At 42.6% G+C, this 19,876-nt stretch carries 18 protein-coding genes; 10 read left to right on the forward strand and 8 right to left on the reverse strand.

Features of this window, described 5'->3' with window-relative positions; all coding sequences use genetic code 11:
• Positions 1-43: 43 nt before the first annotated feature.
• The 4 genes from argB to QE417_RS03090 all read left to right on the forward strand — a co-directional run bounded on the left by argB (position 44) and on the right by QE417_RS03090 (position 6,183).
• Positions 44-847, forward strand: a complete 804-nt coding sequence (gene argB / locus QE417_RS03075) for an acetylglutamate kinase (protein ID WP_311947443.1) — start codon at positions 44-46, stop codon at positions 845-847.
• Entirely contained in the window at positions 844-1,656 is an 813-nt protein-coding gene (proC, locus tag QE417_RS03080) for a pyrroline-5-carboxylate reductase (protein WP_311947445.1), read from the forward strand. Before argB ends, proC begins: the two co-directional genes overlap by 4 nt.
• A 108-nt stretch (positions 1,657-1,764) precedes the next feature.
• A complete protein-coding gene (locus tag QE417_RS03085) occupies positions 1,765-3,141 on the forward strand; it encodes an aspartate kinase (protein ID WP_311947446.1) in 1,377 nt (458 codons plus the stop codon).
• Between the two features lie 180 nt (positions 3,142-3,321).
• Entirely contained in the window at positions 3,322-6,183 is a 2,862-nt protein-coding gene (locus QE417_RS03090) for an alpha/beta hydrolase family protein (RefSeq protein ID WP_311947447.1), read from the forward strand.
• Positions 6,184-6,283: 100 nt separating this feature from the next.
• Here QE417_RS03090 and QE417_RS03095 read toward each other — a convergent pair whose 3' ends face one another.
• The 3 genes from QE417_RS03095 to QE417_RS03105 all read right to left on the reverse strand — a co-directional run bounded on the left by QE417_RS03095 (position 6,284) and on the right by QE417_RS03105 (position 7,697).
• Positions 6,284-6,577 carry a hypothetical protein gene (locus QE417_RS03095; protein ID WP_311947448.1) on the reverse strand — a complete coding sequence of 98 codons (294 nt, stop codon included), beginning with the start codon at positions 6,575-6,577 and terminating at the stop codon, positions 6,284-6,286.
• A 7-nt stretch (positions 6,578-6,584) separates the two neighbouring features.
• Positions 6,585-7,064, reverse strand: coding sequence for a GNAT family N-acetyltransferase (locus tag QE417_RS03100; protein ID WP_311947450.1), 480 nt, complete (start codon positions 7,062-7,064; stop codon positions 6,585-6,587).
• Between the two features lie 84 nt (positions 7,065-7,148).
• Positions 7,149-7,697: a hypothetical protein gene (locus tag QE417_RS03105; protein WP_311947451.1), complete on the reverse strand. Its 549-nt coding sequence runs from the start codon at positions 7,695-7,697 to the stop codon at positions 7,149-7,151.
• A 98-nt stretch (positions 7,698-7,795) separates the two neighbouring features.
• Here QE417_RS03105 and QE417_RS03110 point away from each other — a divergent pair, with 98 nt between their 5' ends.
• Complete coding sequence (locus tag QE417_RS03110) at positions 7,796-8,473, forward strand: SOS response-associated peptidase (protein WP_311947453.1); 678 nt, start codon at positions 7,796-7,798, stop codon at positions 8,471-8,473.
• An 8-nt stretch (positions 8,474-8,481) separates the two neighbouring features.
• On the opposite strand, the gene QE417_RS03115 is transcribed toward QE417_RS03110, so the two are convergent.
• On the reverse strand, positions 8,482-9,366 hold the full coding sequence (locus QE417_RS03115; protein ID WP_311947454.1) for a fructosamine kinase family protein: 885 nt from the start codon (positions 9,364-9,366) through the stop codon (positions 8,482-8,484).
• A 72-nt stretch (positions 9,367-9,438) separates the two neighbouring features.
• Here QE417_RS03115 and lepA point away from each other — a divergent pair, with 72 nt between their 5' ends.
• From lepA to QE417_RS03130, 3 genes are all read left to right on the forward strand, one after another.
• Positions 9,439-11,226, forward strand: a complete 1,788-nt coding sequence (gene lepA / locus QE417_RS03120; protein ID WP_311947456.1) for a translation elongation factor 4 — start codon at positions 9,439-9,441, stop codon at positions 11,224-11,226.
• A 71-nt stretch (positions 11,227-11,297) separates the two neighbouring features.
• Positions 11,298-12,188, forward strand: a complete 891-nt coding sequence (locus QE417_RS03125; RefSeq protein WP_311947457.1) for a bifunctional 5,10-methylenetetrahydrofolate dehydrogenase/5,10-methenyltetrahydrofolate cyclohydrolase — start codon at positions 11,298-11,300, stop codon at positions 12,186-12,188.
• Positions 12,189-12,379: 191 nt separating this feature from the next.
• Entirely contained in the window at positions 12,380-14,881 is a 2,502-nt protein-coding gene (locus QE417_RS03130) for a mechanosensitive ion channel family protein (protein WP_311947458.1), read from the forward strand.
• On the opposite strand, the gene QE417_RS03135 is transcribed toward QE417_RS03130, so the two are convergent.
• Entirely contained in the window at positions 14,850-15,965 is a 1,116-nt protein-coding gene (locus tag QE417_RS03135) for a glycosyltransferase family 2 protein (RefSeq protein WP_311947459.1), read from the reverse strand. The two genes, QE417_RS03130 and QE417_RS03135, sit on opposite strands and share 32 nt — an antisense overlap.
• A 1-nt stretch (position 15,966) precedes the next feature.
• Complete coding sequence (locus tag QE417_RS03140) at positions 15,967-16,851, reverse strand: lysophospholipid acyltransferase family protein (RefSeq protein WP_311947461.1); 885 nt, start codon at positions 16,849-16,851, stop codon at positions 15,967-15,969.
• Between the two features lie 41 nt (positions 16,852-16,892).
• Here QE417_RS03140 and QE417_RS03145 point away from each other — a divergent pair, with 41 nt between their 5' ends.
• Complete coding sequence (locus QE417_RS03145) at positions 16,893-17,501, forward strand: WbqC family protein (RefSeq protein ID WP_311947462.1); 609 nt, start codon at positions 16,893-16,895, stop codon at positions 17,499-17,501.
• Between the two features lie 7 nt (positions 17,502-17,508).
• Positions 17,509-18,639 (forward strand): magnesium/cobalt transporter CorA, encoded by a 1,131-nt coding sequence (corA, locus tag QE417_RS03150; RefSeq protein ID WP_311947463.1) that lies wholly within the window; start codon positions 17,509-17,511, stop codon positions 18,637-18,639.
• On the opposite strand, the gene QE417_RS03155 is transcribed toward corA, so the two are convergent.
• Together QE417_RS03155 and QE417_RS03160 are read right to left on the reverse strand one after the other, a co-directional pair.
• Entirely contained in the window at positions 18,640-18,879 is a 240-nt protein-coding gene (locus tag QE417_RS03155) for a DUF3820 family protein (protein WP_311947464.1), read from the reverse strand.
• 29 nt (positions 18,880-18,908) lie between these two features.
• Positions 18,909-19,844, reverse strand: coding sequence for an MBL fold metallo-hydrolase (locus QE417_RS03160; protein ID WP_311947465.1), 936 nt, complete (start codon positions 19,842-19,844; stop codon positions 18,909-18,911).
• Positions 19,845-19,876: the final 32 nt, after the last annotated feature.

Raw genomic sequence — 19,876 nt, forward strand, 5'->3', positions numbered from 1 at the left:
GTAGATATTTCGTTTTGAAAATGCTACTTTTAGCCCCCACATCATGAAACCTCTGTACGTAATAAAAATTGGCGGTAACGTCATTGATAATTCTGAAAACCTGTACCATTTTTTAAAAGACTTTACAGCTTTAGATGGTTACAAAATACTGGTACACGGTGGTGGCAAAATTGCTACTCAAATATCAGAACAGTTGGGCATTGAGGCCAAACTGGTTGATGGCCGCCGTATAACCGATATTGAAACCCTGCGGGTGGTAACCATGGTTTACGCTGGTCTCATCAATAAAAATATTGTAGCCCAGTTGCAGCGTTTTGGCACCAATGCCATTGGCTTAACCGGCGCCGATGGTAACTTTATTAAAGCCGTAAAACGCCCTGTTAAAACCATCGATTATGGTTTTGTGGGCGACCTAAACAATTCATCGGTAAACGCCAACAATATAAGTAATTTAATGGAAGCTGGCTTTACCCCGGTATTTTGCGCATTAACCCACGATGGCGATGGACAGATGCTGAACACTAATGCGGATACCATTGCATCAGCTTTAGCGGTAGCCCTGGCTAAACATTACGATACTACGCTCATTTACTGTTTTGAGAAGAAAGGCGTATTGAAAGACATCAACGATGAGGATTCGCTCATACGCGAAATTAACCCGCTGCGATATGAAGAATTGAAAAAAGAGCACATCATTCATAGCGGTATGCTTCCCAAGCTTGACAATGCATTTACCGCAATTGCTTGCGGAGTTAAGGCGGTGGTTATTGGAAAATCAGATGAGTTAGGCAAATTAGGCAATAACGAACCATTCGGAACACGATTAAGTAAATCAAATATATCATGAGCAACAGGATTGCCATTTTAGGCAGCGGCAACATTGGCCTCTCGCTAGCCAAGGGATTAATTAAGGCCGAAAAGTATAAACCCAACGAGGTAATACTTACCCGCCGTAACGTAGCCGCACTGGCCGATTTTGCCAAGACAGGCATTATAACCACATCGAACAATCTACAGGCTGTAAGTGATGCCGATATTATTGTACTGGCTGTTTTACCACAGCAGTTAAATAAACTTTTAAATGAAATAAAGCCTGCTATTAAACCTGATAAACAATTGTTTATATCAGTAATATCAGGTGTAAACTGCGAGGATGTGCGCAATCAGCTTCAGCTTGATGTGCAGGTGGTACGCGCTATGCCCAACACCGCCATTGCCATTGGCCACTCCATGACTTGTATTGGTAGCGATACCGCCACTGCCGAGAATATTGAAACAGCTAAAAACCTGTTCGATACCGTTGGTATTACCGTACAGATCAATGAAGAACTCATGACCTCGGCTACAGCCCTTTGTGCCTGTGGTATTGCCTTCTTTTTACGCTCCATACGTGCAGCATCGCAAGGTGGTACCGAAATTGGTTTCCACGCACACGATGCTTTAAAAATGGCTGCACAAACTGCAAAAGGCGCTGCCGATCTGCTGCTACAACTGGCCTCGCATCCCGAGCAGGAAATTGATAAGGTAACATCGCCCAAAGGCTGTACCATTGCCGGGTTGAATGAGATGGAGCATTACGGCTTCAGCTCGGCCATGATTAAAGGCATTAAGCTATCGGCCGAAAAGGCAGGTGTACTTTACACTAAAGAGAGCTAAAATATTATCAAATATTTGATTAAAAAGATAAGGTAAAAACCCACATTTGCACAAATACACCTGTGGTTAAATTGCTATGCCAGCACAGGAAGAAACATACACACAAAAATGTTAACCGTAGAAAAAATTGGCGGCACCTCTATGAGTGCCCTGGGCGATGTAATCAAAAACATCATTCAATATAATCGTACCGGCAACGAGCTATACAACCGCATTTTTGTGGTGTCGGCATTTTCGGGCGTTACTAACCTCCTGCTCGAAAACAAAAAGACCGGAGCACCGGGCGTTTACCACCTTATTGCCAAAGACCAGAACTTTAAGAACGCGCTTGACGAACTGATTGTTAAACTAAAAGAACTTAACAAGCAATACGAACCGCTGGGTTTAAACCTGGCCGTAGCCGATGAATTTATTGAAGGCCACGTACGCCATGCCGAAGGTTTCTTAGAAAACCTTACAGGTATACTTGCTTCAGGCTATGTAAGTACCGAAGGAATTTTACAGGCCGCACGCGAAATTCTGGCTTCAATTGGCGAAACACATTCGGCATTTGTGTTTACCAATATCCTGCAAAACATGGGCATCAACGCTACACTGGTTGATTTGAGCGGTTTCCACGACCATGAGCCGTATACCATTGATCAGCGTATAAAACAGGCGTTTAAGGATATTGATTTTGCCAACACCATCTGCATAGCCACTGGTTACACCAAAGGCACCGAGGGTATTATGCGCGAATTTGACCGAGGCTATTCTGAAGTTACATTCAGCAAAATTGCCGTAGCTGTTCAACCTCAGGAGGCTATAATTCACAAAGAATACCACTTATGCTCGGCCGACCCGATGCTGGTTGGTGTAAACAACTGCTCGCCGGTTGGTTTTACCAATTATGATGTGGCCGACCAATTGGCTGACGTGGGTATGGAAGCTATCCATCCTAAAGCATCAAAACCGTTGGAAATTAACAACATTAATCTCCGCATTAAAAACACATTTGAGCCGGAACACCCGGGTACGCTTATTACACGCGAGTACATATCATCAGAAAAGAAAGTGGAGGTTATTACCGGCACCAATAAACTGGTAATGGTTGATATTTACGACCCACTGATGGTTGGTAACGTAGGTACCGACTTGCACATTATGCAAATTTTTGCCGATAACGGTGTGAGCTATAATTTTAAAGCTACCAGCGCTAACAGTATATCGATCGTGATTTGGGAAAAAGATTATACTGATAAACTCTTCCAGGACCTGCAATCAAACTTTGAAAAAGTAACGATTGAAAAAGTAGCTATCGTATGTTTAATCAGCTCCAATATGGATCAGCCGGGTTTGTTAGCCAAAGCCGCCGGTGCCTTAGCCGGAGCAGGCATCAACATCAAAAGCGCGGGTTTTGCCCTACGCCAGGTAAACATCCAGTTTTTGGTGGATCGTCAGGATTTTGATACCGCAGTTATTGCCTTAAATAAAGAAATGGCTTGAATTTGTTGAGTAGTTATTGGGTTATTAAGTTATTTGTTTTTTAAATAATGAGAACAGTAACACAATAACCCAATAACTTATAAACTAAGCCACTAATTGTAACTTTTTCATAACTCACTTTCATACAACCACATTTTTGCGCACTTTTAGTTTGATTTAAACTCAAACTAAAAACTCAAAATGCGTAAAGTTTTACTCTTAAGCTTGTTTTCGGCGGCAAGTATGGGCGTTTTTGCTCAAAAAGCTGCTAAAAAACCACTCGACCACTCGGTTTACGATAGTTGGCAAAGCGTTACCAACTCCATTATTACTAACGATGGTAAATGGGTAGCCTACGTGGTAAAGCCACAGGAAGGTGATGCCAGTATGGTGATCACTACTCCCAAAAACACTGGTAAATTCACCATACAGCGTGCAGATACTGCCCGTTTTACTGCAGATTCAAAATATGCGGTATTTTTGATTCGGGCACCTTTTGCTGCTACCCGCCTGGCAAAAATTAAAAAGAAACGCCCTAATGAAATGCCTAAAGACACTTTAGGTTTCTTATCATTAGGCAATACTGCTATTACAAAAATAGCAGGTGTACGTTCATTTAAAATAGCCGAAAAGGCCCCGGTATTTGCTTACCTTGCCCCATCTGATACACTTGCAAAACCAGCTGCTGGCGATACATCGCGCCGCGCGGTAGCCAACACCATTGCACCGCCTACACGTGAAGGAGCCGACCTGGTAGTAAAACAGCTACTTAATGGTAAACAACGCACTTTTAAATACGTAACCGAATACCAGTTAAGTAAAGATGGCAAACTGGTTGCCTATGCTGTAACAGCGCCACGCCGTAACAAAGAAAACCTGCAATCGGGTGTTTATTTGTATGATGTGGAGAAAGATGCAGTTAAAAATATCAGCACCGGTCGTGGCACTTATAAAGCATTGGCTTTTGATGAAACCGGTAAACAATTGGCATTTGCTGCTGAGAAAAACCCCGAACGCGCCCGTGTTAAACCTTACAAATTGTATTATTACAGTAGCTCTAATGACAGTGCCAGCGTAATTGCAGGTGCCGGTATGAGTGGCATTAAACCGCAATGGGCGGTTAGCGGCGATGGACGTATTTATTTTAGTAAAAGCGGCAACAACCTGTTCTTCGGCACTGCTCCTATTCCAAAACCTATTGATACTTCATTAGTTGATTTTGAAACGGCTAAACTGGATATATGGAACTATAAGGACGATTACCTGCAACCGCAGCAGTTAAAAACACTCCAGCGCGATTTACGTCGTAATTATTTAGCGGTTATTCGTCCGGCAGAAACCGATCATAAACTGGTTCAACTGGCCGATCAATACATGGAAAGCGTATCAATGCCAATGAGTAACGATTCGCGTTATGCGTTGGGTGTTACCGATACCGGTACCCGCGTACAATCGCAATGGGAAGGCGGCGGTCGCTCAGAAGCTTATCTTATCGATACCAAAACCGGCGAACGTAAAAAAATAATGGATCGTACTAAAGCCCGTTACCAATTCTCAACTGGCGGCAACTACATTATTTGGTTTGATGCAAAGGAGCAAAACTACTTTAGCTACAATATGGCAACCGGTAAAAAGGTGAACCTAACCAAATCGCTAGGCGTAAAAATTGGCGATGAAGATAACGACGTACCTGATGATCCGGGCGCATACGGCATTGCAGGCTGGACAACCGGTGATAAAGACGTATTGATCTATGATCGATACGACATTTGGAGCATTGACCCGGCTACCGGCATTGCTACCAATTTTACTAATGGTGCAGGTCGTAAAAACAAGCTTATATTCCGTTATCCTATGCCTGGCGGCGGTGGCCGTTTTGGTGGATTTGGCGGCGGCGGCGATGAAGACGACCGTTACATTTCTACCAAAAAAACATTGATGCTGTTAACTCAAAACGACGATACCAAACAATGGGGTTACTACAAACAATCATTCGGTTCAAAAAAAGCACCCGAAATGGTGGTTATGGGGCCTTACAGTTACGGACCGGTTACCAAAGCTAAAAACGCCGATGTTTATATTTATACCAAAGGTAGCTTCGACAAGTCGCCCGATTTATATGCATCAACCGATTTGAAAAGAGAAACTAAATTAAGTGCAATAAACCCGCAGCAAGCCAACTATAACTGGTTCACTGCCGAATTAGTGCATTGGACAACACCTAAAGGTTATAAATCAACCGGTATATTATACAAGCCCGAAGATTTTGACCCTAACAAAAAGTATCCCATGCTGGTGTATTTTTATGAAAAGGTTTCTGAAACCATTTACAACTACCAATCGCCTGCACCTACGCCATCGCGTTTGCCAATTTCATACTTTGTTAGTAACGGTTATTTAGTATATACACCTGATATTAGCTACGAAGTTGGTCACCCAGGTCAATCGGCAGTGGAGTTTATTAACTCGGGCGTTGAGGCATTAAAGAAAAACTCATGGGTTGATGGCAAGCACATTGGCATACAAGGCCAAAGCTGGGGTGGTTACCAGGTTGCCTATTTAATTACACAAAATGATATGTACGCTGCTGCATGGGCCGGTGCCCCGGTAGCCAACATGACTTCGGCTTACGGCGGTATACGTTGGGAAAGCGGTGTAAACCGTCAGTTTCAGTATGAGAAAACCCAAAGCCGTATTGGCGCTACGCTATGGGAAAAACCTGAGTTGTATATCGAAAATTCGCCGCTGTTCCATTTCCCTAAAGTGCATACACCAGTGGTAGTTATGGCTAACGATGCCGACGGAGCCGTGCCTTGGTACCAGGGTATTGAAATGTTTACTGCCCTGCGCAGGTTAGGTAAACCTGTTTGGATGCTTCAGTATAATGATGAAGCTCACAACTTGGTTCAGCGCAAAAACCGCAAGGATATAACTATCCGCGAAGCACAGTTTTTTGACCACTTCCTTAAAGGTAAACCAATGCCGGTTTGGATGGACAAAGGCGTACCGGCCACTGAAAAAGGTAAAGACTGGGGCTTAGCCCTTAGCGACGGATCAAAATAGAGTTTTAGTTATTTGATTATAAGTTAATATAACCTAAAAAAAAGGTGTTTCAAATTAATGAAACACCTTTTTTGTTATCTGTTTATTGAATATGACTTGTTTATACTTTCCGCTTCAATAAGTATTGCGGGTTGTTGTAAGTAGTTCCGCTCATTTCGCGGTAATGTACATTAACAATTTCCCATCCCAGGGTTGAAAGGTAATTTAAAGCGTCTATCAAATTGGTAAATTTTGTTACCGATTCTGTTTTCTGCATAACCGCACTCTCATATAAACCGGCGTTGATGGTTTCTTTGCCTAAATCTAATTCAAACTCAATCTTACTGCTAAAAAGTTTTGTGTCTACTTTAAGTATGCAGTATTGGTGTGCGGTTATGTTTTCGTTGTTATTCATAGAAGTTTTATAAATTTTGTGATTGAGTTAATTTCTTTTTGAAACAAATGCTATCAGGCAAATTAGCATAAACACCGTAAGCCGGTGTCTCCTCGTATCCTGATTTGCGATATAATGATAATGCCTCGGTTTGATTGTTCCCGGTTTCGAGCACTGTATAAGCATATCCCAATTCTTTAGCCCAATGCTCCAGTTCGGTAAGTATTTTACGGCTGATGCCTTTGCCCCTTGCCTCAAGTTTTACAAACATGCGCTTTACTTCCACGGCTTCATCATCGTAGCTTTTAAAGCAGCCACAGCCTGCCGGAACATCATCTTTGTAAGCAATAACTACAGTATCTATTTGTTCAATAATGTTGTGCTGGTCGTAAATATCCATTACGTCGCCGTTGCGATGGCGCAGGTCGGCATCAAGCTCAGTTACAAGCATTCTAAAATCGAGGTTTGAGCTATCGGTGCGTTTTAAGGAGATATTGCCGTTGGTCATGCTTCAAAAGTATAAATCTGCCGGCAAACAAAAAGGGCTTCACCATAAAATGAAGCCCTTTTCTATAAAAAGTTTATGAAATAATTATTTTAATAAAAACGGTACCGAAGCGCGGGTTTGGTCATAAAACAGGTTAAGTGTTTTAGGCTTAGTCCCTGCCGGTATGCGGTAAATAATGACTTCCGACTCTTTGGTCGATTCGGCATCGGCCGATACGTAGCTACCGGTGTATTGCGAAATAGAAGTATTATTATCCAACTGTAGCCTAAACTCGCTTGGCGATACACCTACCGAATTACCGCCAATCGCATTTTTATTGGTAACGCTTATTTTAAACGATACTTCAATACCCTCCGATTTACCTTCAGGCGTACTCAATTCGGTTGCCGAAATTGGTATGACCTTAATAAAGGCTTCTTTTGATTTACCCAACAACGCGGTATCGGGGCTTACGGTAATGGTGTAAGTTTTAGCCTCGTTGGCGGGTGAGGTTGAAGCTGGTTCGGTAGAAGATGATTTCGTGATTTCGGTGGTTTTTGTAGTAGAATCGGCTGAATCAGCATTTTTGTCTTTTGATTTGCAACCAAACAATACTGATGCGGCAAATACACTTAGTAACAATGTTTTCTTCATGATAAATGGTTGTTTTTACGAGGATTTAACAACATAATAGGGTAAATTGTTTTTTAGGAATTAATAGTTACTAACTGCTTAACTTTGCATTGAAGAATATGTGTGGCCGAATAAATTTCTCCGATAGTGCCGAAACCGCCAAACGCCTCGGCGTTAAAGACAGTGATACTCCGCGCGAAGGTGATGTAAACGGCTTTGCCTGCCAGGATAGCTATATTTTTGGCCTGGCCGACCGTGCCCCCGATACACTGCGACACTTTCACTGGCCGCTTATACCCTCATGGAGTAACACCTACCCTGCCTATCAAAGTCACAATGCCCGCAGCGAAGACATGGCCGATAAGCCCGCTTATAAACACCTTTTGGGTAAACGTCATTGCATAATAGCTATCAACGGTTTTTATGAGTGGGAACGCAGCAGCGAAAAAACGCCCTGGTACTTTAGCATGGCCGATGGCAGCCTGATGCTGTTGGCCGGCTTGTGGGATTATAATACAAAACTTGATGCCCCGGTACTCAGCTGCACCGTAATTACCCGCGAACCCAATCAAATGGTAGGCGAGGTACATAACCGTATGCCCGTTATCATAACCCGCGCCGATGCGGATATTTGGTTGAACACCCAACTACCTTATCACGAACGCGCCAAAGTGCTACAACCTATTGAAAACAGTGCATTATTAAAGGTAGAGATTGGCAAGAGCATCAACAAAGCTGATAATAAATCGGGCGACTGGTTTAACGGGCCCGATGAAAAGCCGTTGAGTTTGTTTTGAGTAAGGCTTTATAAATACTTATTTAAACCATACCTCACCTGACCTAAATAGCTCATTCCAAACAAGTTTAGATGCAATAGCAACGGGTATAAATTCCAAAGATCAACCCGCTCCTGCCAGCCTTTGGCTAAAGGAAATGCTTCATGATAAGCTGTGTAAAATTCATTGCTGAATCCGCTAAATAAGGTGGTCATGGCTATATCAAACTCCCGGTGCCCATAACTTATCGCAGGGTCAATTAAATAAGGTTTGCCATCATTTCTGATCAAATAATTACCGCCCCACAAATCTCCGTGAATTAACGCCGGGGCTTCTTCGTTAAAAAGTTTTGGTAAACGGTCGTAAAGCTTGTCAAATAACCGGGCATCTTCATAGCTTAGCAAGCGTTTATCAATGGCTATTTTCATCATTGGTTCCAAACGTTCCTGTACAAAAAACTGTGCCCATGCATCGTGCTTGTGGTTGCTTTGGGGTAAGGAACCCATGTAATTATCAGTATCAAAACCAAAGAATGGCGCAGTGTTACGATGCATAGCAGCCAATTGGTAGCCTAACTGTTCAGATGCTGCGGGAGTCGCCCTGCTGGCATCAACCCATTCCATCAGCATACAGCTATCATCTTCAAAATCAAATTGTAACACCACTTCGAGCACAGCAATGGTTCGTGTGTTTCGGATGGCCGTTAGCCCTTCGGACTCGCGTTTAAACATCCCGGGATAAGCACTTTTGCTATTGAGCTTAACCATGAATTTACCTGCGTTTGTTATAATGCAGTAGGCCGCATTTATATCTCCTCCACTTACTGGGTTTACAGCTTGCAAGTTTACAGGGTTGCCGTAATTCACTGTTAAACAGAGTTCTATATATTCTTTTAACTTGCTTGAAAAACCCATAAATTCAAATTAACTAATTGCTACTTCGGTATACAAATTTATCGGCCTAAAAAGCTATTTTTGCGTTTTGAAATGAAGCACATACGTAACTTTTGTATCATCGCACACATCGATCACGGTAAAAGTACCCTGGCCGATCGTTTGCTCGAATATACCAAGACCATTACCCAGCGCGAAGCGCAGGCCCAATTGCTCGACGATATGGACCTGGAGCGCGAGCGTGGTATTACCATAAAAAGCCACGCCATCCAGATGGATTACACTCTTGATGGCCAGCAATACGTCCTCAACCTTATTGACACACCTGGTCACGTGGATTTCTCGTACGAGGTATCACGTTCCATTGCAGCCTGTGAGGGCGCACTTTTGATCGTGGATGCATCGCAGGGTATACAGGCACAAACTATATCAAACCTGTACCTGGCTTTAGAGAACGACCTGGAAATCATCCCGGTGTTGAACAAAATGGACCTTCCCGGCGCTATGCCCGAGGAAGTTAAAGACCAGATTGTTGACCTGATAGGCTGCAAACGTGAAGAAATTTTGGCTGCATCGGGTAAAACCGGTATGGGGGTTGATGATATTCTTCGTGCTATCATCGAGCGTGTTCCAGCCCCTGTTGGCGATCCTGATGCACCACTGCAAGCATTGATCTTCGACTCGGTATTCAACTCTTTCCGTGGTATTATAGCATACTTCAAGGTAGTTAACGGCGAAATTCGTAAAAACACTAAAGTTAAGTTTATGGCTACCGGCAAAGAATACATTGCCGATGAGGTAGGTACCTTAAAGTTAACCCAGCTGCCTAAAGACGTTATTAAAACCGGCGACGTGGGCTACATAATATCGGGCATTAAAGAGGCTAAGGAAGTAAAAGTTGGCGATACCATTACGCTGATTGAACGACCTGCCGCTGCCGGTATACAAGGTTTTGAAGAAGTAAAACCCATGGTATTTGCCGGTATTTACCCGGTTGATACCGAAGATTACGAAGAATTACGTGATTCGATGGGTAAGCTGCAGCTGAATGACGCATCGTTGGTTTTCGAACCCGAATCGTCGGCTGCCTTAGGCTTTGGTTTCCGATGCGGATTTTTGGGTATGCTCCACATGGAGATCATTCAGGAGCGTTTGGAGCGCGAGTTCGACATGACGGTAATTACTACCGTTCCCAACGTATCGTACATAGCTTACACCACCAAAGGCGATCCGCTTATTGTAAACAACCCATCTGACCTTCCCGACCCGAGCAAGCTTGACTTTGTAGAAGAGCCATATATAAAAGCTAATATTATTACAAAGGCCGAATTTGTTGGCCCGGTAATGTCGTTATGTATTCAAAAACGTGGTACTATTGTTAACCAGTCATATTTAACATCCGACCGTGTGGAACTCATTTTTGAGATGCCAATGGGCGAGATCGTATTCGACTTTTACGATAAGCTGAAAACCATTTCTAAAGGTTATGCCTCTTTCGATTATACGCAAATAGGCTACCGCCAAAGCGATTTGGTACGTTTGGATATTCGTTTAAACGGTGAGCCCGTTGATGCATTGTCGTCGCTGATTCACCGCAGTAATTCGTACGATTTTGGTAAAAAGATATGCGAAAAGCTGAAAGAGCTTATCCCGCGCCAACAGTTTGAAATTATTGTACAGGCTTCTATAGGTGCTAAAATTATAGCCCGCGAAACGGTAAAAGCCCTGCGTAAAGACGTTACAGCCAAGTGTTACGGCGGTGATATTTCGCGTAAGCGTAAACTGTTAGAGAAACAGAAAAAAGGTAAAAAACGCATGCGCCAGGTTGGTAACGTAGAGATACCGCAAAGCGCGTTCATGGCGGTTTTGAAACTGGATTAAATTAAACATCATAATAAAGGGACAAAGAACGAACTTCTTTGTCCTTTCTCTTTTTACTATAATTCCATTCTATGCAACTACTCGACGGAAAATACGTATCTGAAAAACTGAAAGTTGAAATTGCCGAAAAGGCAGCCGATTATTTACAGCGCAGCGGCCGCAAGCCGCACTTGGTTGCGGTATTGGTTGGTCATGATGGTGGCAGCGAAACCTACGTAGCCAGCAAGATGAAAAACTGCGAAAAGGTAGGTTTTAAATCGAGCCTGGTACGTTATGAAGATGATGTTACCGAAGAAGAGTTACTGCAAAAGGTAGCTGAGCTAAACGCTGATGCTGATATTGACGGTATTATTGTTCAGCTTCCGTTGCCAAAACACATCGACCCTGAAAAAGTAACCGAGCGTATTGACCATCGTAAAGATGTGGATGGTTTTCACCCGGTAAATTTGGGCCGTATGCAGCGTAACCTGCCATCGTTTATTCCGGCTACACCTTATGGCATTACTTTAATGCTGAAAGAGTATGGCATCGAAACCGCTGGTAAGCATTGTGTGGTGGTTGGCCGTAGTAACATTGTAGGCTCGCCTATGAGCATATTAATGGCTCGTAATACCCAGCCGGGTAACTGTACAGTAACTATTTGCCACAGCCGCACTCCCGACATTAAGAAGTTCACTTTAGATGCCGATATATTAGTAGTAGCAATTGGTAAGAAAAACTTCATCACCGCCGATATGGTGAAAGAAGGCGCGGTTATAATCGATGTAGGCATGAACCGCGAAACCTCTACCCTAACCAAATCGGGCTACAAACTCTATGGCGACGTTGACTTTGAAAACGTTGCACCTAAAGCATCATGGATTACCCCGGTACCTGGCGGTGTTGGCTTAATGACCATTATTGGTTTGCTGCAAAACACACTGGCATCTGCAAACCGCGAGGTTTATCCAGATTTAGCATAATTACTATTTCCTTTTAATAAGAAATGCTGCACCCGTAATTAATTGGAGTGCAGCATTTTTTGTTTATTGATTAAAGTTTCATCTTTCATTACATAACTTTATAATGAAAAATTAATAAATGCTTTGTACAAGCAAACGTTTTTGGCAATTAGTAGTTTAAATTTCACACATCGATATTTTAGCAGTTCTGCATGCGTAAAATTTTAGTTATCCGAATTTTAGTCACTGTAATTTCGTTGGCTTTTGCCTTATCGAACCAGGCGTTTGGGCAAAACCGTAAACGCCATAAACGTACCATTGCCGATTCGCTGAGGGCTACCATGATGAGGCGCGATTCGATGATGCGGCATTACAAAACCTCCGATACATCAACTAATAATTTACTACAGCGTATAGAGTATTATACCTTGTCGTTCAATCAGATAAGTAATTTGCAAAGCAAAAGACTTGATACTGCAGATATAAGCGCCGCCCTGCCCCGTCTCGAAAAGTTAATTGTTACTATGCGAGGCCTCATCCTTAAAGATCGTGCGGGTACGCTGCGTTACCTTTACGCTATACGCGATGTGTTGAGTAAGCAACAAGATAAGCTTGATGTGTGGCAGGACCGGCTTATGGATATAAGCGATAAACTGGCCGACATTGATGATGATATTAACCAGATTTCTAAAGATTCGATTTTCCGTATTTTCCCTACGGATAGTACACTCAGAATTACCTTTTTAGACCAGCGGTCGGCCATTGAAGCACGTGCCCAAAAGCTGGACAAAGTTAACAGCAAGGCCATACTTAAACTTGGGTTACTGCAAAACCGCTTAACATCGGTATATATATCCATTATTGATCAAAAGGAACTGATTGACAACAAGATCAGGAGTTTTAGCATGAACTCACTTAACTGCGAGTATGGCTACATATGGAATATGCAGTCGGACCGCGACACCACTTTTTCATCTGCCCTGAGCCGCACAGTGAGTATGAACCTGAAGCTATTTAAGCTACTGAATGACCAAGTAGTAAAGCACCTGATGGGTTTATTACTGCTTTGCAGCTTTTTGGTATGGATAATTGTAAACCGGCGCAAAATACTCAAGAAGAGGAATAATTTTAAAGAAGTTTTTGCCCAAACGGGTTATATTGTAAGTTATCCTTATACTTCTGCCCTGCTGGTTACTTCGCTCGTGGTGCCGTACTTATATTCGCACCCACCGGTTGTTTTTTTGCAGATTGTATTTATGGTGAGTACGCTGTGTATACTACGCATCGTATATAAAACGTTTCCCCGACCACAGTTTAACTTTTTGCTTAAACTGTTTGTTTTAGGGTTGTTGTTTAGCATTAGTAACCTTTTCATCGAGGTGTCAAATATTGACCGGGTTACATTCCTCATCATTACAGCGGCTACAGCCTGGATTTGCTTTGCCTACATGCGCAAAATCGGTTCGGTGTATGAACCACATTTACCTTTTGCCAAAACCATTTTAGGGTTGGTTATATTTTTTGAAAGCGGTGCATTATTACTCAATGTAGCCGGCAGGTTTAGTTTAGCAAAAATAATAGGTGTAACTGCACTGTACAATTTTTGGCTGGCTTTATGCCTTTACTACTTCATACAAATACTGGTTCAGAGCCTCTTCCTGCAACTCGAAACCTATAAAGATGATGATGACAGCATAAGTTCTTATCTTGATTTTAAACTGCTGCAAAGCCGTTTTAAGAGCTTACTTTACATTTTGGCTATGGTAATGTGGGTGGTTACCTTATTGCAAAACTTAAGCGTTGAGGATAGCGTGTTTGATATTTTGGGTGCATTTCTAACCCAATCGCGTAACTTAGGTGGTACCCTATTTACCTTTGGCAGCATTATTATATTTATAGGCGTAATATGGATATCTACCATTTTAGCTCGTATAATTGCCTATTTTTATGATTTTGCCGATCAAAAACGAAATAGTACAACTATCGGCCGAAAAACTAAGACATCATTATTGCTGGTTCGAATTGCCGTATTCAGCGTAGGCTTTTTGCTGGCTGTTGCAGCATCAGGCTTTCCGTTAGATAAAGTGACCATTATCATCAGCGCCCTTGGTGTGGGTGTAGGTTTTGGTTTGCAAAACATTGTAAATAACCTGGTATCGGGCTTAATATTGGCTTTTGAAAAACCTATACAAGTAGGCGATGTAATTGAAGTTGCCAACCGTACAGGCACTATTAAAGATATTGGCATGCGCTCAAGTAAAATAGCCACAGGCAACGGTGCCGAGATCATCATTCCCAACGGTGACCTCATCTCTCAGCACGTAATTAACTGGACTTTGAGCGACAGTAACCGGCAGGTAGAATTATTAATAAGTGTAGCATTTGGCTGCGACGTAGATAAGGTGAAAAATATTCTGCGCAACCTCGTATCAAACCGTGATGATATTATGGTTAATCCCGCACCGGTTATATTTTTAGATAAACTGGGTTCAGGCTCGATAGACTTTAAATTGTTGTTTTGGGCTGCCGATATAAGCGAGTGGGAACAATTAAAAAGCCAGGTACTAACTACTATTTACAAGGAGTTTGAGAAAGAAGGCATTAAAATGCCCAAGCCCGCACAACAAATTGTAGTAAGTATGCCACCAAGCGAAGCTACACCAACACATCCTACTTCTCCGGCTAATGAAAATCTTCCGGGTTCAGGTCAGTAAAATGGGTCTTCTTTTTTAGAAAGAAACAAGCTACAATACTACGTTTGTATAGGCCTTTAAGATTTGGAGATGCGAGATGTGAGTTGTCAGTTGTCCGTTGTCCGTTTTTTTCCTTCTTGCCTATAATCTTTTTGCTTTGAGCTCCCAATTCTTGATTCTTGAATCTTGACTCTTGCTTCTGAGATTTAAAAATGCTTCTCACAAAGCTTTGGTGCGCTCTGCTCACTGCCCAGGCATCCTTGCGCTTGCCTTCGCCCATAAAGCGGATGAGGGCCAGTAAATCCAGCCACATGCGAATGCTGATTACCCAGGTGGCTTTCATTACCGACATGTTTTTTTGGATAAGCCAAAGGTTATTGCGAAAGTTAAGATAGGTTTTGAATGGATTTTCGGCGTTAAGCGTACCGCCACCAACGTGGTAAACGGTCGATTCGGCACAGTACATAACCTTATAACCACTGTTTTTCAAACGCCAGCATAGGTCAATTTCTTCCATGTGTGCAAAAAAGCGTTCGTCAAAACCACCAGATTCTTTCCAACGGTCGGCACGGATAAACAATGCCGCACCCGAGGCCCAAAATATCTCAGTTGATTGGTCGTACTGCCCCTTGTCTTCTTGTATTTCGTAAAACAAGCGTCCACGGCAAAATGGATAGCCCAGTTTATCAATAAAGCCACCTGCCGCACCTGCATGTTCAAAATAAGTTTTGTTATTATACGCCAGTATTTTGGGGGCTGCTGCTGCAATTGTAGAATCGGCCTCCATCATTGCAATAACTGGCTCTATCCAGTTTGGCACAACTTCAATATCTGAATTTAGCAAGATGTAATAGTCGGCTTCAACGCGGTTTACAATGCGGTTATAGCCGCCGGTGTAGCCGTAATTTTGGTCGTTTTGTAAAACAGTAACCTCACTGCCATAGCGCGATTTCAGGAACTCTACCGAACCATCGGTCGAGCCATTATCGCCTACTACAATTTCAAGATCTGGCCATGTTGATTGCAGTACCGAGGGTAAAAATTGCTGTAAAAATTTGAGGCCGTTCCAGTTTAATATAACAACAGCAACTTTAGGTTTATTCATTTTAGTTTAAATCCTCCGGCTTAAATTTCCACCTGCGGTGCGACCATAGCCAGTATTCAGGTTCTTCGCGTATTACATTTTCAAGGTACTGCACGTGCGCATTGGTTATCTCGTACTCGGCAGTCTCCTTGGGGTTATCAAACAAAGGTACAAATGTGCAGGTATAATATCCACGTCCAACCCGCCTTACATCACAAAAAACAACCAGGCTATCGGTGGTCTTGGCCAGTTTTTCTACACCTAAAAAAACGGCCGTAGGCTGGTTGAGGAAATTAGTGAAATAAGTTACCTCATCGCGCGATGGAGTTTGATCGCCCGCCAAAACGGTTAAAGTATGCTCTCTGCGGTGGGCTACAACCGTACGAAAGGTGTTTTTCATGGGCACCATCAAGGTGCCAAAACGCGAGCGCAGATCGAAGAAAAATTTATCGAATATATTGTTCGACAATGGCTTATAAGCAATAATGCATTTACGCTCCTTTACCAATCCCATGCGTAAACAGCCGCTCTCCCAGTTGCCATAATGCCCAACCGCTGCAATAATGCTTTTGCCTTGTTTAAAGGCTTCGTTATCCTGCAATAAATGGTCACGAAAATCTACCCGTTTAATGGTTTCCTCGGGCGATATAGAGTAGAGTTTTATGGTTTCTAAAATCAAATCGGCCAAAAAACGGAAATATTTTTTTTCGATAGCCTGGCGCTCGGATAAAGATTTTTCGGGGAAGGCATTGGCCAGGTTTTGTTGTACTACCTTGCGCCGATAGCCTATTACATAGTAAATGAGCACGAATAAAATATCGGCTATAAAGAACAGAATGGGGTAAGGTAATAACGAGATCAGGTATAGCAAACCCACACCTAATCTGGAAAAACCTTTCTTTATCATTACTTTCGCAAAAAATTTAGCTACAAACATAATAGATAAAGATGGAAAACGGTGCCTTACTGCCTATGTTTTATTTGCCCCCGGTTGAATATTTTACAACACTGAACAAGCATAAGGCTAATGTGCTGATAGAAAAGCATGAGCATTTCCCAAAACAAACTTATCGCAACCGGGCTAATGTTTACACGCCCGATGGTGTGTTAGGATTAGTGGTGCCTGTTGTAAAAGGCGCAAAGGTGCATACGCCGGTTAAAGATGTTAAAATAAGTTACGATTTTAAATGGCAACGCCTGCACTGGCTAAGCTTACAGGCTTGTTACCGTCGCTCGGCATACTTTGAGTTTTATGAAGACGACTTTGCCCGTTTTTATGAAGATAAAATTGAATACCTGTTTGATTACAATGAGCAGATACTGAACATGGTACTTAAATTTTTAAAGATGCCGGTTAAGCTGCAATATACCGAAAGCTACGAACGGCATCATGATGGATTTACCGACTTGCGTAACACCATCCACCCTAAAAAAGAGTCGGAGTTTGAACAAAAGCCCTACTTTCAGGTTTTTGAAGAACGCAAAGGGTTTATTAAAAACCTGAGCATTGTTGACCTTTTATTTAATCAGGGCCCGCAAGCTATTAATTATCTGTAATTTTAAAATGACTACCAAGCAGTTTAAACGCATATCATCGCGCATGCACAAACGTGCCGGCAACGTGGGCGATAGGCCCGGCCTTATACGTGTGCCCGAAGGTGCGCTTAAACCGCGTATAAAAATCTACTCCTATAACACCGAAGAGCTGATTAGCTCGAAAGGCGAAAGCATACATACTGTATTAAGCCAACTAAAAAAGTGCGACAATCACACACACTGGATAAAAATTAATGGGCTGGGAGATGCTAAACTGATTGAAGAAATTGGCGACCGGCTAAACATAAGTGACCTGGTTTTAGAAGATATTATGAACACTCATCAACGCCCCAAATTTGATGAGTATGACGAGTATGTGTATGCTACAGGTCGTGTTATTATTAGTAATGACGACTGCGAACTCAACAACACGCAGATATCGATTATTGTAAAGGATAACATGGTGATCAGTTTTGAGGAAGGTTATGAAGAAAATTTCGAAGGTTTGGAAAGCAGGCTGAATACGCCTAAAAGCCCCATCAGGAATTATGGCCCGGGGCATATTTGTTATGCATTATTTGATACGGTTATTGACTGGTATTTTGTGGTGTTAAACCAAATTGGCGAAGAACTGGAAACTATTGAAGACCGTATTTACGAAAATGCAGATAAGACCATCATGTACGATACCCAGCATATGAAACGTATGCTTATTGTGCTACGTCGTGCAGCCTGGCCCGAGCGCGACAAAATAAACGACATGATACGTACCGAAAGCCCGCTGGTTACTAAAGAGACCAAAACCTACCTGCGTGATGCTTACGACCATTGTATACAGATTATTGATCTGATTGAGAGTTATAAAGAGATTAGCGCCAGCAACATTGACCTGTATTTGTCGATGGTAAGTAACCGAATGAATGGCATCATGAAAGTGCTCACCATCATATCGGTAATATTTATTCCGCTTACGTTTGTGGCCGGTGTATATGGAATGAACTTTGCACCTTTAGACCCGGTTACCAGTAAACCGCTGCCTTTAAATATGCCTGAGTTATATGAACCGCATGGCTATTTATATTGCGTAGGCATCATGGTACTCATCGGAATTATTCAGGTACTCTTTTTTTGGAAAAAAGGCTGGTTTAAAAAGCTTTAGCTACCCTCTCCTTACCTTATTCTTTACCGATTGTAAGAGCGGCATCAGCCCATTTATCTTAATTTCATAAACTGTAGACAGCATCATACCCAGTTTACCGGCAGGCATACCTTTGCTATGCATCCATTCTAAGTAGCTAACAGGTAAATCACATAGCAACAAACCCTTGTGCTTGCCAAAAGGCATTGCTGTATTTACAATATCTATTAAAACTTGGTTGTTAGGCTGTACTGGTTCCACCGGGCAAAAGTAGCATAAAAAAGCGTTGGTTACTTCACCAACGCTTTTGTTATAGCAAATCCGGCTAATGCTCCTAATAATCCTGCTACTGCTTTAAACTTGGTAGTTGAGCGAAACGGCGGTATGTAGTAAGTCCCGGTTTCGTCGGCTTCGGCAGGTTTTTCGGCATAACGGCCACCTTTGGGCACAGCCAGTTCAACAAAGTTTTCGGCAAGGTTACGCAACGACTCCTGCAACTCGCGGCCGCGCAATACGGGTCCGTGCCCTGTTCCGGCAATACGCGGCTCCAGTAACGATAGTACTTTTACCGAAGCTTCGGCAGCCACCCAGTCGGTAGTCATGTAACGTGGTGGGCCTGATAGTTTTTTGATATTACTGATGGTATAAATAGCCGATTCCTGCTTGGTAGCCACAAAGGCATCACCGGCAATTAATGTAGTATTTAACGACAGGAAAAACGATACATGTCCGGGTGTATGGCCAGGCGTATGTATAACACGCCATTCAGGTAATTCGGGTATGCCACCTTCGGTATCAATAATGCGTATATTATTACTAATGTCAATTGGTTCCTTACGGAAGAAAACAGACATCAGCGACATCATCCCCTCGCCTACGGTTGGGTCGGACGGCGGATAAGATGATTTACCGGTTAAATACGGAACCTCGTACTCATGTGCATACACAGGAACATCCCAATGTTTAAGCAGTTCTTCGAGAGCACCGGTATGGTCTGAATGTGCATGCGTTAGTATAATGGCCGATGGCTTTGCTCCTGTACCAAAAATGCTTTCGGCAACTGATATAATGCGCTGTGCCGAACCTTGTATACCAGCATCAACCAATACCCAGCCTTTAGGAAATCCACGGCGGTTGGCTATAAAATAAACGTTAACAAACAATATACGTGCACCCCAAACACCTTGCGCAACCTGAAAATAATCTGGGCTTTTACTAAAAATCATACGATAAACTTGATGAGGTTATAACGCAATTT

Source organism: Mucilaginibacter terrae, from assembly GCF_031951985.1.
Classification (GTDB): Bacteria; Bacteroidota; Bacteroidia; order Sphingobacteriales; family Sphingobacteriaceae; genus Mucilaginibacter; species Mucilaginibacter terrae_A.

Coding starts and splice junctions, on each gene's coding strand:
- QE417_RS03095 (WP_311947448.1), bottom strand. CDS start 6,577: ATGAATAACAACGAAAACATAACCGCACACCAATACTGCATACTTAAA.
- QE417_RS03135 (WP_311947459.1), bottom strand. CDS start 15,965: ATGAATAAACCTAAAGTTGCTGTTGTTATATTAAACTGGAACGGCCTC.
- QE417_RS03145 (WP_311947462.1), top strand. CDS start 16,893: ATGGAAAACGGTGCCTTACTGCCTATGTTTTATTTGCCCCCGGTTGAA.
- QE417_RS03105 (WP_311947451.1), bottom strand. CDS start 7,697: ATGAAGAAAACATTGTTACTAAGTGTATTTGCCGCATCAGTATTGTTT.
- QE417_RS03130 (WP_311947458.1), top strand. CDS start 12,380: ATGCGTAAAATTTTAGTTATCCGAATTTTAGTCACTGTAATTTCGTTG.
- argB (WP_311947443.1), top strand. CDS start 44: ATGAAACCTCTGTACGTAATAAAAATTGGCGGTAACGTCATTGATAAT.
- QE417_RS03115 (WP_311947454.1), bottom strand. CDS start 9,366: ATGGGTTTTTCAAGCAAGTTAAAAGAATATATAGAACTCTGTTTAACA.
- QE417_RS03140 (WP_311947461.1), bottom strand. CDS start 16,851: ATGATAAAGAAAGGTTTTTCCAGATTAGGTGTGGGTTTGCTATACCTG.
- proC (WP_311947445.1), top strand. CDS start 844: ATGAGCAACAGGATTGCCATTTTAGGCAGCGGCAACATTGGCCTCTCG.
- corA (WP_311947463.1), top strand. CDS start 17,509: ATGACTACCAAGCAGTTTAAACGCATATCATCGCGCATGCACAAACGT.
- QE417_RS03100 (WP_311947450.1), bottom strand. CDS start 7,064: ATGACCAACGGCAATATCTCCTTAAAACGCACCGATAGCTCAAACCTC.
- QE417_RS03090 (WP_311947447.1), top strand. CDS start 3,322: ATGCGTAAAGTTTTACTCTTAAGCTTGTTTTCGGCGGCAAGTATGGGC.
- QE417_RS03085 (WP_311947446.1), top strand. CDS start 1,765: ATGTTAACCGTAGAAAAAATTGGCGGCACCTCTATGAGTGCCCTGGGC.
- QE417_RS03160 (WP_311947465.1), bottom strand. CDS start 19,844: ATGATTTTTAGTAAAAGCCCAGATTATTTTCAGGTTGCGCAAGGTGTT.
- lepA (WP_311947456.1), top strand. CDS start 9,439: ATGAAGCACATACGTAACTTTTGTATCATCGCACACATCGATCACGGT.
- QE417_RS03110 (WP_311947453.1), top strand. CDS start 7,796: ATGTGTGGCCGAATAAATTTCTCCGATAGTGCCGAAACCGCCAAACGC.
- QE417_RS03125 (WP_311947457.1), top strand. CDS start 11,298: ATGCAACTACTCGACGGAAAATACGTATCTGAAAAACTGAAAGTTGAA.